14 protein-coding genes are annotated in these 13,621 nt (G+C 39.1%); 2 read left to right on the forward strand and 12 right to left on the reverse strand.

All coding sequences use genetic code 11. From position 1 onward, the window contains the following. Positions 1 to 520: 520 nt before the first annotated feature. The 12 genes from hcpE to QT74_RS00620 form a co-directional block, all read right to left on the reverse strand. Positions 521 to 1,588 carry a Sel1-like repeat protein HcpE gene (gene hcpE / locus QT74_RS00565; protein ID WP_033763784.1) on the reverse strand — a complete coding sequence of 356 codons (1,068 nt, stop codon included), beginning with the start codon at positions 1,586 to 1,588 and terminating at the stop codon, positions 521 to 523. 113 nt (positions 1,589 to 1,701) lie between these two features. Next, positions 1,702 to 2,073, reverse strand: coding sequence for a c-type cytochrome (locus QT74_RS00570; RefSeq protein WP_033763785.1), 372 nt, complete (start codon positions 2,071 to 2,073; stop codon positions 1,702 to 1,704). Then, a complete protein-coding gene (gene hemC / locus QT74_RS00575; protein ID WP_033763786.1) occupies positions 2,073 to 2,993 on the reverse strand; it encodes a hydroxymethylbilane synthase in 921 nt (306 codons plus the stop codon). The genes QT74_RS00570 and hemC overlap by 1 nt, the downstream gene beginning before the upstream one ends. A gap of 10 nt (positions 2,994 to 3,003) precedes the next feature. Next, entirely contained in the window at positions 3,004 to 4,737 is a 1,734-nt protein-coding gene (gene proS, locus QT74_RS00580; RefSeq protein WP_033763787.1) for a proline--tRNA ligase, read from the reverse strand. A 3-nt stretch (positions 4,738 to 4,740) separates the two neighbouring features. Beyond that, positions 4,741 to 6,090, reverse strand: a complete 1,350-nt coding sequence (hemA, locus tag QT74_RS00585; RefSeq protein WP_033763790.1) for a glutamyl-tRNA reductase — start codon at positions 6,088 to 6,090, stop codon at positions 4,741 to 4,743. Further along, positions 6,090 to 7,013 (reverse strand): polyprenyl synthetase family protein, encoded by a 924-nt coding sequence (locus QT74_RS00590; RefSeq protein WP_033763791.1) that lies wholly within the window; start codon positions 7,011 to 7,013, stop codon positions 6,090 to 6,092. The genes hemA and QT74_RS00590 overlap by 1 nt, the downstream gene beginning before the upstream one ends. Before the next feature lie 9 nt (positions 7,014 to 7,022). Next, positions 7,023 to 7,418, reverse strand: coding sequence for a hypothetical protein (locus QT74_RS00595; RefSeq protein WP_033763792.1), 396 nt, complete (start codon positions 7,416 to 7,418; stop codon positions 7,023 to 7,025). After that, positions 7,411 to 7,695, reverse strand: a complete 285-nt coding sequence (locus tag QT74_RS00600) for a DUF2018 family protein (protein WP_033603574.1) — start codon at positions 7,693 to 7,695, stop codon at positions 7,411 to 7,413. Before QT74_RS00600 ends, QT74_RS00595 begins: the two co-directional genes overlap by 8 nt. A gap of 19 nt (positions 7,696 to 7,714) precedes the next feature. Then, a complete protein-coding gene (gene dps, locus QT74_RS00605) occupies positions 7,715 to 8,149 on the reverse strand; it encodes a DNA starvation/stationary phase protection protein (RefSeq protein ID WP_020971924.1) in 435 nt (144 codons plus the stop codon). Positions 8,150 to 8,355: 206 nt separating this feature from the next. Beyond that, complete coding sequence (flgS, locus tag QT74_RS00610; protein WP_023527055.1) at positions 8,356 to 9,501, reverse strand: acid survival sensor histidine kinase; 1,146 nt, start codon at positions 9,499 to 9,501, stop codon at positions 8,356 to 8,358. Next, on the reverse strand, positions 9,498 to 9,815 hold the full coding sequence (locus QT74_RS00615; RefSeq protein WP_000609421.1) for a hypothetical protein: 318 nt from the start codon (positions 9,813 to 9,815) through the stop codon (positions 9,498 to 9,500). Before QT74_RS00615 ends, flgS begins: the two co-directional genes overlap by 4 nt. Continuing rightward, positions 9,812 to 10,840, reverse strand: coding sequence for a flagellar basal body P-ring protein FlgI (locus QT74_RS00620; protein ID WP_033763795.1), 1,029 nt, complete (start codon positions 10,838 to 10,840; stop codon positions 9,812 to 9,814). Before QT74_RS00620 ends, QT74_RS00615 begins: the two co-directional genes overlap by 4 nt. A 188-nt stretch (positions 10,841 to 11,028) precedes the next feature. Between QT74_RS00620 and QT74_RS00625 the strand changes: the two genes are divergently transcribed. Together QT74_RS00625 and QT74_RS00630 are read left to right on the forward strand one after the other, a co-directional pair. Continuing rightward, a complete protein-coding gene (locus QT74_RS00625) occupies positions 11,029 to 12,507 on the forward strand; it encodes a DEAD/DEAH box helicase (protein ID WP_033763796.1) in 1,479 nt (492 codons plus the stop codon). Positions 12,508 to 12,527: 20 nt separating this feature from the next. Further along, positions 12,528 to 13,616 carry a prohibitin family protein gene (locus QT74_RS00630; protein ID WP_033763798.1) on the forward strand — a complete coding sequence of 363 codons (1,089 nt, stop codon included), beginning with the start codon at positions 12,528 to 12,530 and terminating at the stop codon, positions 13,614 to 13,616. The last annotated feature ends 5 nt before the right edge of the window (positions 13,617 to 13,621 follow it).

A 13,621-nucleotide genomic window follows, 5' to 3' on the forward strand; every position in this document is an offset into this window, starting at 1 on the left:
CTATCTTTAAACTAAAAGCGTTTTTATCTGTCTCATCTAACAACAATTTTTGAAAGAACGCTTGAAATTTAACTATTTTTCATTATTTTTATCAAGTCTTTTTATAGCACATGCATACCGCTCTGTTATCGTGTAATTCGTGTTTATAGCGTGCTTATAATAATAACCACGCAAAAGCCATAAATTAAAGCCATTGGAAAAACACAACCAAACGCATATCTATCCATAGCGCAAAAACACGCTAAAACATTTTTATTTTATAGGACTTTTAAACCTAAAACCCACTTCAAGCTAACCTAACAAAATTTATACTATAAAAACACGCTAACAAACACAACCAAACAACCGCAAAAAACATTCAAAAAGTTTTCTTTTTAAAAATAGACAAAACCCTAAAAACACTAAAGATTAAAAATTAATAGGGGGGGTTTCTGCTTTAGCTCTTAAAACAGAGCCAAATCTTTGAAAAATTTTGAGTTAAACAACAGATGATGATTAGGGGGGGGATTGATTAAGATTTTCAATACCCCCTGAGTTTGGTAAGGTTTTCGCATGCCTGTTTCATGCCCAATTTACAGCCCTTGTCATAAATCATTATGGCGTTTTCTTTATCTTTCATGTTGTAATACATGCCTGCTAGAGCGAAGCAACCCACTTCATCGCCCATATCGCAACCCCTTTCATAATTATCAAGGGCTTTCCTCAAGTCTTTTGGAACAGTGTCCCCTTGCGAATACATAAAGCCCATCCTAGAGCAACTCACCGCGCTCCCCATATCGCATGCTTGTTTGAAATAATTAAAAGCCTTGTGGGGATCTTTTTTGACATACCTCCCTAACATATACATAGAGCCTAAACTCGCGCAACCATCAGAGTTATTTAACCCGCAAGCTTTTTGCAAATAATCAAACGCCACTTCAAAATCTTCATCAAGCCCCGCATCGCCCGTTTCAAACAAAGTGCCTAACGCGCGACAAGCCTGCCCCTCATTCAATCGGCATGCTTTCAAATAGTAGATAACGGCTTTATGGTTGCTCTGTTTAACTTCTAAAAAGCCTTTTTCATAGGCAGTGCCTAGCACATAACACCCCTTAGCCATATCAAAATTACAGCTTTTTTGATAGTAAGTAACCGCTTGAGCGGCATTGCCTTTGATTTTTCTATCATAAATGATGCCTAAATTGTAGCAACTCTCAGGGTGTTTTAAAACGCACGCCTTAGCGTAAGCGTCAATGGCTTCTTGATAATTTTGAGTCGTGCCTAAACCCTCATCATAAAGCCCCCCCAAACCAAAACACCCTTCCCTATCATCAGCCTGGCATGCGGTTTTATAATATTCTAGGGCTTTTTTATAATCTATTCTAGTGCCTTGCCCGTTTTCATAAATAATCCCTAATTGCGTGCAGCCTTCACTCACCCCATCGTTGCATGCTTTCTTAAAATTAGACGCTGCTTTAGAATAATTCCCATTTTTATAGGCTTTTTCACCAATCCCTAGAAAACTATTGTCTTGTTTCGCCCACAAATGGGCGTTCAAGCCCCAAAAAAATAACCCACAAACGAATATTTTTAAAATTTTGACACTCATTCTTTTACCTTACTTTTATAATTTTAATCCTTGAGAGCGCTCAATCAGACTTTTTTAAATAACAAAAAAACAAAAATACAACGCCTTATTTTAACATAAATCAAGCGCTTTGATTAAGGCTTAGGAGAATCCTTACGCTCTTCTTTACGCTCTAAAGAGGTGATGTAAAGGTAAATCGCTTGGATTTCTTCTAAATTGAGATTGTATTTAGGCATCATGCCTTTGCCTAAACTTAGAGCGTCTTTAAAGGTTTTAAAATCCAAATGGTTGATTTTAGGGGCGTAAAGGATTTTTTTTTCGCCTTTTTCATAATAAAAGGTGATTTCTTGTTGTTCGCCTTTAATGCCATGGCATTTCGCGCACGCAACACCCCTAGGGTTTTTATAAAGAGCCATCCCGTATTCCAAATCAGAGATGAAATCCGCTTCTTTAGCGTTCAAACTTAACCACCACCAAAACAAAACCAGCGCGATAAACAAACGCATTAAAACAACTGCGCCTTTTCTAAAATCTCTTTGGCCCCGCTTTGCAAAAATTCTTCTAAAAGCTCTTGAACTAAATCAAACGCTTTAGTTTTATCCCCTTGCTTTTCTTTAGTGATGGCTTCTTTCCCATTAGGCAAGCCTAAAACCGCCTGGATTTTAACCCTATCGCCCATTAAACTCGCATGCACGCCTATAGGGATCTGACACCCCCCATTAAGCCCTTTGATAAACTCCCTTTCTAAACGGCAGCAAAACGCGCTTTTCTCATCGTTGAGTTTTTGAAGCGTAATAAAATGCTTGTGGTTTTTGAGCATTTCTACCCCTAAAGCCCCCTGACCCATGCTAGGAATCATTTCTTCCACGCTAAAAGCCTTGCGGTATTTCGCTCCTTGAATTTCTAGGCGGCACAACCCGGCTTCAGCTAAAATGATAGCGTCAAATTCACCGCATTCAAGCTTTTTCAAACGGGTTTGGACATTCCCTCTTAAGCTTTCTGTGTCTAGATCCTGGCGCTTTAATTTGAGCTGCATGGAGCGCCTTAAAGAAGTCGTGCCAACCTTTGCCCCTTTAGGCAAACTCATCAAATCAGGGAATTTCACGCTTAAAAAAGTGTCCCTCACATCAGCCCTTTTGGTGATGCATGCCAAGTCCAACCCCTTTTCAAACACGACCGGCACGTCTTTTAAGGAATGCACCGCCAGATCAATTTCGCCTTTTAAAAGCAATTCTTCTAATTCCTTAGTGAATAGCCCCTTACCGCCAATCTTATTTAAAGGTGCATCTAAAATCTTATCGCCTGTGGTTTTAACGATTTGAATCTCGCTTTCTATCAAGCATTCTTTTTTCAAGCGTTCTTTAATGTGATTCGCTTGCCATAAGGCTAGTTCGCTCCCCCTAGAGCCAATCACTAAATTTCCCACTCTCTCCCCCTTATTCGCTCGCTAACATTTCTAAAATTTTTTCTTCTAATTCGGTGTCTTTAAGCGTTTGTTTTTCTAAATTAGCGCGTTTGATGCATTCAAATTCTTTACTCTCTAAAGTTTGCTTCCCAATAATGAGTGCTAATCGTTCCCCAATCAATTCAAAATCCCTCATCTTTGCCCCAAAACGCGCGTCTCTGTCATCTAGCAGCGCATCAACGCCCTTTTTAAGCAACCTTTCATACACTTCAAAAGCGAGTTTTTTTTGCGCTTCATCTTTCCAGTTAGAAACCACAATCACCACATCAAAAGGAGCGGTATTTTTCGTCCACACACAGCCTAAATCATCGCTTTTTTGCTCTAAAATCGCGCTAAGCAATCGGCTAATGCCTATCCCATAGCACCCCATTTCAAAAAATCGCTCTTTACCATTCTTATCCAAGAAACTCGCTTTCAAGCTTTTAGCATAGCCTTGCCCGAGTTTGAAAATATGCCCCACTTCCAAACTCTTATGGTATTTCAACGCTCCTTGACAATTAGGGCAACAATCGCTTTCTTTAACCTGGACAATATCCGCATAAACAAGGTTTTCAAACCCTTTTAAATCCACGCCCACCGCATGAAAATCCTTTTCATTAGCCCCAACGATCAAGCAATCGCTCTCTTTTAAATCTTCATCAAAAATGATATAAGAAACATGCTTTTTCAAGCCATAAGGCCCTATAAAGCCCGCTATTAGCCCTGCGTGGTTTAAATCTTCTTGACTGGCCTCTCCTAATTCCAAAGCGTTCGCTCCTATAATGTTCAAGGCGTTCAAGGCTTTAGTCTCTTCTAAATTGTCATCGCCCCTAACAAAAAAGCACGCTAGGGTTTCTTTATCTTTATGGATCACTTTTTTAACAAGCGCTTTTAAAACAAAATAAGGCTCTGTTTTAAAAAACTCCGCCACGCTTTGAGCGCTGGTGGTATTAGGGGTAGGGAATTTCGCTAATTGCGCTTTGGGGACATTTAAAGGCTCAGGCCTTTTAGAGCGTTTAGCGATTTCAATGTTGGCGGCATAATCACAATTTTGACACACCACGATCGTGTCTTCCCCGCATTCTGTTAAAACGACAAATTCCCTGCTTTTACTCCCTCCAATCGCCCCGCTATCCGCTTCCACAATGCGAAAATCCAAACCCAAGTCGCTTAAAATCTCTTTATAAGCGCTCTGCGTGTTTAAAAATTCCTCATCCAAGCTCTCAGCGTCTTCATGAAAGCTATAACCATCTTTCATGATAAACTCCCTCGCTCTCACCAGCCCAAATCTCGGGCGGATTTCATCACGGAATTTCGTGTGGATTTGATAGAGATGCACGGGTAATTGCTTGTAGCTTTTGATGAAATTAGAGGCAATTTCGGTGATATTTTCTTCTAAAGTGGGGCTTAAGACAAAATCATTGTCTTTTCGGTCTTTAAAAACCAATAATTCCTTGCCGTATTTATCCAAACGGCCTGATTTTTCCCACAAACTCGCCAAAACCACAAAACTCATTAAAATATTTTGCGCCCCATGCTCTTGCATGCGTTTGTGCGTGATGTTTTCTATTTTGTCTAGCACTTTTTTAGCTAAAGGCAAAAAATTATAAATCCCGCTGCCTACTTGATAGATGTATCCTGCTTGAGCTAAGTGCTTATGGCTTTTTAACACGGCATCTTTTGGGGGTTCTTTGAGCGTTGGGGCAAAAAGTTTTGAAAATAGCATGCATTATTCCTCGTAATATTCGCATTTATAGAGATTCAAATTCTGGGCATGGTTAGCGTTAGATTTGTCTAAATTAAACAAGTTTTTAATCGCGCCCACAAGCACATCAGATTCTTCTTTTTGAGCGTTCTTTTTTAAAGCGATAGTAGGGTGGTGTAAAAAAGTGTTGAAAGCGTTGTGCAAAATCTTTTCAATGTTGCTTTCGTATTCTTTAGGCACATAGCGTTTTTTAAGCGCTTTTTGCAATTCCTTTTGGGCTGAAATCCTAGCTAATTCCCTTAAATCCTTAATCAAAGGCTCTACTTCTAAGCTTTGGATCCATTGGTAAAACTCCATCGTGGCAAGCCCTACAATCTCATAAGCTTTCGTCCTGCTCTCTTGCCTGTTTCCCACATTTTCTCTCACCATAGGCTCTAAATCATCAACGCTATATAAGAAAATATTATCGCATACCGGCTTTTCAATATTTCGTGGCACGGCTAAATCAAACCAAAAACGCCTGAAAATCGTTTCTTTTAACATGGAATTTCGCACGATAAAATGCGGCGAAGAAGTGGCGCAAAAAAGCAATGCGTATTCATTGATATAAGCGCTTAAATTTTCTACATTTTGGAAGCCCACTTTTTTAGGCTCTTCTAATTCTTTGATGAAATCTTCAAATTTAGCCGCACTACGCCCTAAGATAAGCACTTCAAATTGCTTGTTTAAAAGGTGTTTGATGACTAATTGAGCCATCTCGCCAAGCCCTATCACAAGGGCTTTTTTATCCTTAATCCTTTCTTTTTCAAAAATATTAAGCGCTTCTTTGACCGCCACTGAAGAGATAGAAACCCCTTGCTTGGAAATGCCGGTTAGATTGCGCACTTTAGCGGCGCATTTGAAAGCAAAATGGAGCAATCGGGTTAAATCTTTGGAGCAAAATTTCTCTTCAAAAGCGAATTTATAAGCGTTTTTCATCTGCCCTGTGATTTGAGTTTCCCCAACCACCAAGCTATCCAAACTGCTGCACACGCTAAAGACATGATGGACTGCGCTTTCATCAGTGTTGATTAAAACGCATTTTTCTAAATCAGACACGCTCATTTTTTTATTTTGGGCTAGGATTTTTAATAACGCGCTTTTTTGCTCATGAGTATTAGCGCCGTGTTTCAGGCTCGCATAGATTTCAAAGCGATTGCATGTGGATAGCACCATGCACTCTTTGATATTAGGGCAATGGTTTTTAATCGTTTGTAAAAATTCTTTAAGCATTATGGGCGAATTAATAGCGAGTTTTTCGCGCATTTCTAAGCTCATGCTTTTATGCGTAAAGGCTAGGGTGAAATATTTTGACAAATGAGTTTCTAACTCCATTAAAAAGTCCTATAAATGACATCTTGCGCTAGTTTTTCTAAAATCAAATTGTTTTCCTCCTTAATGGCTTCAAGGGCCTTTTTAGAATAAACTTGAGCGATTTTAAGGGTTTCTTCTATGATACCATGTTGCTTGAATTTTTCCTTAGTCCATTCTATGATTTCATGGCTATCTTGTTTAAAATAAGAAATTAAAATCCCTTGTTCATGCTGATTCAATTTTTCATATAAAAGCAAGTAGGGTAAAGTGGTTTTGCCCTCTTTAAAATCGCTAAAATTGGGCTTGCCTAGAGTTTTGGCGTCTTGAGTGATGTCTAATAAATCATCAATGATTTGAAACGCCATGCCAAAATTTAATCCAAAATCCGCATACATTTTGGCGTCTTTATTTAAAAGAATCGCCATGCTCTTTAGGCTCGCTTCCATGAAATGAGCGGTCTTGTCTTCTAAAATACGCCAGTATTTTTGTTTGTCGCTATTAAAACTTCCCCCCACAAACACGTCTTCAATCTCGCCCCTAGAGAGCCTTAAGACCGCATTAGAGAGGGCTTTGGCGATGGATTCACCCATTTTAGAGAGTTCAAAAAAGGCTTTAGAATAAAACACATCCCCAAGCATCACGGCGTTAAAATTACCAAAAAGAGCGTTAATGCTAGGGAGTTTTCGGCGCATGGTCGCCTTGTCAATCACATCATCATGCAATAAAGAAGCGGTCTGTATCATTTCCACAATCGCGCACAAATTGAACGCTTTATCCAATAAAATAGCGTCTGTTTTTTCGTCCAATAAAGCGAGCATGAGTTTGGAGCGCAGCATTTTTGAAGGGCCAATCTTAGAAAACAATTCATCTATAAAGCCGCTTTCAATTTCTTTGATCCAAGAAGTAATTTTATTTTGAATGGCTTGAAGTGGTTGTTCTTGCATGCAAATTCCTTAAGGCTCTTTAGGGGAAAAAACAAGGGGCATGGGGGCTAAAAGCCTTAAAGTGGCTTTATTTTCTTTAAAGTCTTTAAACACAAGCGATAAGGTGCTGTTAGAAGAAAATTTTTCTTCAAAAACCTTGAGGTTGTAGGTGTTTCTTGCATAATCGGTGTATAAAATAAATTGGTAAGGGAAATGGTTAAAACGCATGTTGATGACTAAACCTTTATTTGCATATAGCGTCCAATAGAGCGTAATTTCTTTGGTTTGTTCATTTGAAGTGTCTTTAATAACGGCTCTAAGCGCTTCATCTTTTTTTAATTCTAGCGTTTTATCTATCCCATAATCAAGCCCAAACGCTTTTAAAAAAACAAGAAATATCAAGCCATAGCGGATAAGCTCATTCATTCCCACTAAGAATATTCGCCATGGATTGGATCGCAAAGTCCGTTTTTTTGCCCTCTATTGTTTGTTGCAACGCTTCATCAATTTTCAACGCTTTAGCAAAAGATTCAAACTTTTCTTCTAAGCTTTCTTTTTCTATAAAAGTTTCTAAAAGAGCCAAAAGCTCTAAAAGCCTTTCTAGCTCTTTTTTAGAAAGCTTTCTGCTCGCATGAAAGACAATGTCATTCCACTTGTCTAAGGGGTTTCCCTCAAAGATTTCAAGCTCGCTATAATCCCTCATGCTGGCTTCTTTTGTCGGCTTAAGCCAAATGGGCTTGCAGCATCCAAATGGATTTTTGCAACTTGGCCAATTGATCATCAGCGTAAGTTACGGTTACTTTATCGCCTTCTTTTTCAGCGGTGTTAGAGAGTTCTTTAAATTCTTTTTCTAGGTGTTTGTAATCGTCTAGAATTTCTTTAAAGATGTCTTTAGAATGGAAACTTGTTTTAGTTTCTTCTTTAACACGAGTGAGTTTGAGCGCTTCAGATAAAGTTACCAAGGGGTGGTGTCCTAATTGAGCGATCCTTTCAGCGAGATCATCAAACATGTCCGCAAACTCTTCATAAATTTCTTCAGTGGCTTTATGCACATTGAAAAAATCAGTGCCTTTGACATTCCAATGGAAGTTATGCACTTTCATAAACAACACGATAGCATCCGCTTGCAAATGTTTTAAAATTTCAAATGTTTTCATCAAAAGTCCTTTTTTTAAATTTAACTTAGGTTTTTATGTTTCATAAAAACCTTGAACGCTATCCTACACCAAAAGAGTTAATGAAAAATTTTTTTAATCTTATTTTTGTCAAATATTGATAAACCCTATTCAATTTAATATTATTTAATCTTTTTAAAATTTTGTTTTATAGTAAAACTCATTTTTAAGGGGGATAGTTATCCAAATTAAGAAGCGTTAAGAATCTTAATTTCAAAGGTTTTTTCTTGATTTTCTAATAGCGCAATGCTCCCTTCATGGGCTTTAACGACTTGTAAAGACAGGGCTAACCCTAGGCCATTACCTTTCAATTTAGTGGTTTCAAAAGGCTCAAATAAAGCGCTTTTGTTTTCCACTTCCTTGCCGTTATCAATAATGGTGAAGACGATAAATTCATTTTGAATGAACGCTTCAATCTTCACCTGCCCCTGTTCGCTCTCTTCTAAGGCTTCAATCGCATCAATGGCGTTATACAAGAAATTTTGTAACACAATCCCCATCAAATCAAAGTCAAAAAACCCTTCTTCATCGCTAAAATTAAAAAGAAAATCAATGTCTTTAGAGTAAGTGTAGCAATTTAGGGCTTCTTTGAGATCGCTCTCTAGCGTTTTCAAACTTTGCTTGGTGCGGTTGGCTTGAATGCCTTTAGAAAAAAGCAAGGTGGCTTTAATGATTCTTTCTACGCGCCATAAAGCTTTTTGCAATTCTACAACAATGGGCTTAGTCTTTTCGTTCGCATGCTTTAATAACACCGAAGCTAAAAGAGAGATAGAGCCTACAGGGTTTCTGATCTCATGGGCTAAATGCGCTGAGATTTTCCCCATAGAAGCGAGCCTCTCTTGGCGTTTTTGAGCGCTAATATCGGTTGCGGTGATGATTTGCTTGCCTTGAATGCTGTTTTGCTGGACTAAATAGCTTTTATTTTCATGTTCAATTTCGGTGTTAAAATTTTCTAATTTAGCCTTATTGAACACCTCATGGCTTTGATTGGCTAAAGAATTTTTATAAAAAAAGCTCCCGTTTTCATTCATCACCCAAATGGCTTGCGGTAAAATCTCTATGACCCACTCATAAAGGGCTTTATAATCCTTAAACTCCTTTTCCACCTTGTAGCTTTGCAAAATGAATTGGTTTAAAAGCCCTAGCAATTCTTGCATGTCTTTTTTATTGGAAAAATTTTCTAATAAATCTTCGCTCTCTTTGGGTTTAAAATTTTCTAATGAAATCACATTGTCTTCTTTTTTTAACAACCCCTTGAAAGAAGAAGCCTTATTGGAGTGTTTCAAATGGGAACGCTTTAAATAAGGGCGTTTTAAGCGCTTGGATTTTTTCATGGTTTTTGTTTTTCTTGCTCTTTTAAGAAATTAAACAGCATTTCGCTATAGCCAAAATTCCCGCTCAATTCTTTAGAAAGGGTGTCCTTATACATGGAAGTGTAAATCTCATCGCCTGGGGCTTTAGGATACAAAGGGTTATCCATTTTCATAGCACTATCCAGCATGAATTTTAAAAGCAACGCTTCAAAAGAATCGGTTTGTTCTTTGAGGAGCTTGTCGTTTTTATTTTGAGCTAGCGTTTTTAATTTCTCTTCGCTCGCTAATTTAGAAACATTGTATTGCTCTAACATGGCTTTATTGTTGTTTATCATAATATCTCCATTTCAGCGCTAATCGCGCCACTCTTTTTTAGGGCTTGCAAGATTGAAACCATCCCCTTAGCGCTCACGCCAATTTTTTGTAAGGCTTTTACCACCCCGGCAATGGTGATGTTTTTCCCGTTAGAACTCAGCGTGTTATGAGCGGTGTCTAAGGACATGTTGTTGTCTAAATCCTGCGTGTTTTTAGAATCATTTAATGGCTCTTTAGTGATTTTCAGCGTGATGTCTTGGCTTGTAACCACTATAGGATGCACTATTATATCCACTCCTGAAACGATCGTGCCTGATTTTTCATCTACAATGATCTTATTTTTCGCGCTGTAATTAATAGGGATTTCTTGCACTAAGGCTAAAAACTCCACCATAGAAAGACGCTCTGGGCGGGTGATTTGAATGGTTTTTGGATCTAGTGCTATGGCTACTTTATTGCCAAATACCTTATTTAAAGTGTTTTGCACTTGGATAGCGTTTTTAAAATTGGGGTTTTTCAGGCTTAAAACCATGGCGTTTTTGTGGAACAAATCATACGAAACTTCCCTTTCAATAGTCGCTCCGTTGATGATATTGGCTGAGAGCAAGTTATTAGAATTGCCCGAAACGATAGCCCCTTGAGCGAGGGCGTAAATATTCCCATCTACCGCATTTAAAGGGGTCATCACCAAAGTCCCTCCTTGAATGGATTTCGCATCGCCAATAGAAGAAATGTGAATATCAATTTTATCGCCCTGTCTTGCAAAGGGGGGCAAGGAGGCTGTAATCATCACGGCAGCGACATTTTTAGATTTAATATCATCTGCAGAGATCTTAACATTCACGCTCTCTAGCATGTTGGAAATGGATTGCATGGTGAATTTTGAGCCGGATTTATCCCCTGTGCCATTTAAGCCAATCACAAGCCCATAGCCAATCAGCTGGTTATCCCTTACGCCCACCACGCTCGCTATATCGCCTATTTTTTCGGCCAAAAGCTTGTGGAAGGCTAATACAAAAATAAGCCACAAAAACACCCGTTTCAATCAAACCCTTTCTTTATTCCTTAATTCTAATTATTTTAGCATAAGCCTTTTATAAAAACTTTAAACTTAATTGAGCGTATTTTTATGCTATACTCAAAAATCTTATAAACTTTAAATCAAAGATTTTAATTTTAGCCTTTTATTAACTTTTTATAAAGTTTCAAATTAAATTGAGGTATGAATCTCCCATGGAATTGAATCAACCACCACTCCCTACAGAAATTGATGATGACGCTTATCATAAGCCGAGTTTTAATGATTTGGGCTTAAAAGAATCGGTTTTAAAATCCGTTTATGAAGCCGGTTTCAATTCCCCAAGCCCCATTCAAGAAAAGGCCATTCCGGCTGTTTTGCAAGGCCGAGATGTCATCGCGCAAGCCCAAACAGGCACAGGAAAAACCGCCGCTTTCGCTCTGCCTATTATCAATAACCTTAAAAACAACCACACCATAGAAGCCTTAGTGATCACGCCCACTAGAGAATTGGCTATGCAAATTAGCGATGAAATCTTTAAATTAGGCAAACACACCAGGACTAAAACCGTGTGCGTGTATGGAGGGCAGAGCGTTAAAAAACAATGCGAATTTATTAAGAAAAACCCCCAAGTGATGATCGCCACGCCAGGAAGGCTGTTGGATCACTTAAAGAATGAACGCATCCATAAATTTGTGCCTAAAGTGGTCGTTTTAGATGAAAGCGATGAAATGCTGGATATGGGGTTTTTAGACGATATTGAAGAGATTTTTGACTACCTCCCTAGCGAAGCGCAGATCTTGCTTTTTTCAGCCACGATGCCAGAGCCGATCAAAAGGCTAGCGGATAAGATTTTAGAAAACCCTATTAAAATCCATATCGCTCCTTCTAATATCACTAACACTGACATCACCCAACGCTTTTATGTGATCAATGAGCATGAGAGGGCCGAAGCGATCATGCGCCTTTTAGACACTCAAGCGCCCAAAAAGAGCATCGTTTTCACGCGCACTAAAAAAGAAGCCGATGAATTGCACCAATTCCTTGCTTCTAAAAATTACAAAAGCACCGCCTTGCATGGGGATATGGATCAAAGGGATCGCCGCTCTTCTATCATGGCGTTTAAAAAAAATGACGCTGATGTGTTGGTGGCTACAGATGTGGCGAGTCGTGGGCTAGATATTAGCGGTGTAAGCCATGTGTTTAATTACCATTTGCCCCTAAATACCGAGAGCTATATCCATCGCATCGGGAGAACCGGGCGAGCGGGCAAAAAAGGCATGGCGATCACTTTAGTAACCCCTTTAGAATACAAAGAGCTTTTACGCATGCAAAAAGAAATTGATTCAGAGATTGAACTTTTTGAAATCCCCACCATTAACGAAAATCAGATCATCAAAACCTTGCATGACGCTAAAGTGTCTGAAGGGATCATCAGCCTTTATGAACAGCTTACCGAAATTTTTGAGCCGTCTCAATTGGTTTTAAAACTTTTGAGTTTGCAGTTTGAAACCAGCAAAATTGGCTTAAACCAGCAAGAAATTGATGCGATTCAAAACCCTAAAGAGAAAACGCCAAAAACCTCTAGCAAAAAAACGCACCAGCATGAGCCAGCGCGTTCTTTCAAAAAGGGCCATTACAGGGAAAAAGGCTCTAAAACGAACCACCATTCTAAAAAACCCAAACGCCGTTAAAATATTTAAAAAGGAAATTCATGCCCATTGATTTGAACGAACATTTAAAAAAGAAAAATCCTCAAAGAGAAACCCCCACGCCTAATACGCCTAATAATGGGGGGCGTTTCATCCCGCCGTCTAATTCTTTTAATTCTAAAAAACTATCGGTTTTAATCGTCATTATCCTTTTAGGCGTTATCGCTTTTTTGGCCAAGCCTTTTGAAGTGATTAGCTCAGGAGAAATTGGCATTAAAATTACCGCCGGGAAATACGAACCCACCCCCTTACAGCCAGGAATACACTTTTTTGTGCCTATCATTCAAGACATTCTCATTGTAGATACAAGGATCAGGAATATCAATTTTTCACGCACCGAAGACATGGGCGTGGCGGGTAAAAACCAAGGGATTTTTAGAAACGACGCTATTAATGTGATGGATAGCAGGGGTTTGACCGTTTCTATTGAACTCACCGTGCAATACCGCTTAAACCCCCAAACCACCCCCCAAACGATCGCTACTTATGGCTTGTCTTGGGAGCAAAAGATCATCAACCCTGTGGTGCGCGATGTGGTGCGCTCTGTCGTGGGGCGCTATCCGGCTGAAGATTTACCCATTAAGCGCAATGAAATCGCCGCTCTTATTAATAGCGGTATCAATAAAGAAGTTTCTAAGCTCCCCAACACCCCTGTGGAATTAAGCTCTATCCAGTTACGAGAAATCGTCTTGCCCGCTAAGATTAAAGAGCAAATTGAAAAAGTCCAAATCGCGCGCCAAGAATCAGAAAGGGTGAAATATGAGGTGGAGCGCTCCAAGCAAGAAGCTCAAAAACAAGCCGCTCTGGCTAAAGGGGAAGCGGACGCTAACAGGATTAAGGCTCAGGGCGTGGCGGATGCGATCGTGATTGAGGCTAAGGCAAAATCTCAAGCTAATTTAAGCATTTCACAAAGCTTGAGCGACAAGCTTTTAAGACTGCGCCAAATTGAAGTTCAAGGTCAGTTTAATGAAGCGTTAAAAACGAACAATAACGCTCAAATCATGCTCACTCCAGGTGGGGCTGTGCCTAATATTTGGATTGACACTAAAAGTAAGGTTAAATCTAGTATTGCCGAGACTAAAGAGCCTTAAAAACG

Source organism: Helicobacter pylori SA213A (assembly GCF_000476275.1).
GTDB lineage: Bacteria > Campylobacterota > Campylobacteria > Campylobacterales > Helicobacteraceae > Helicobacter > Helicobacter pylori_CL.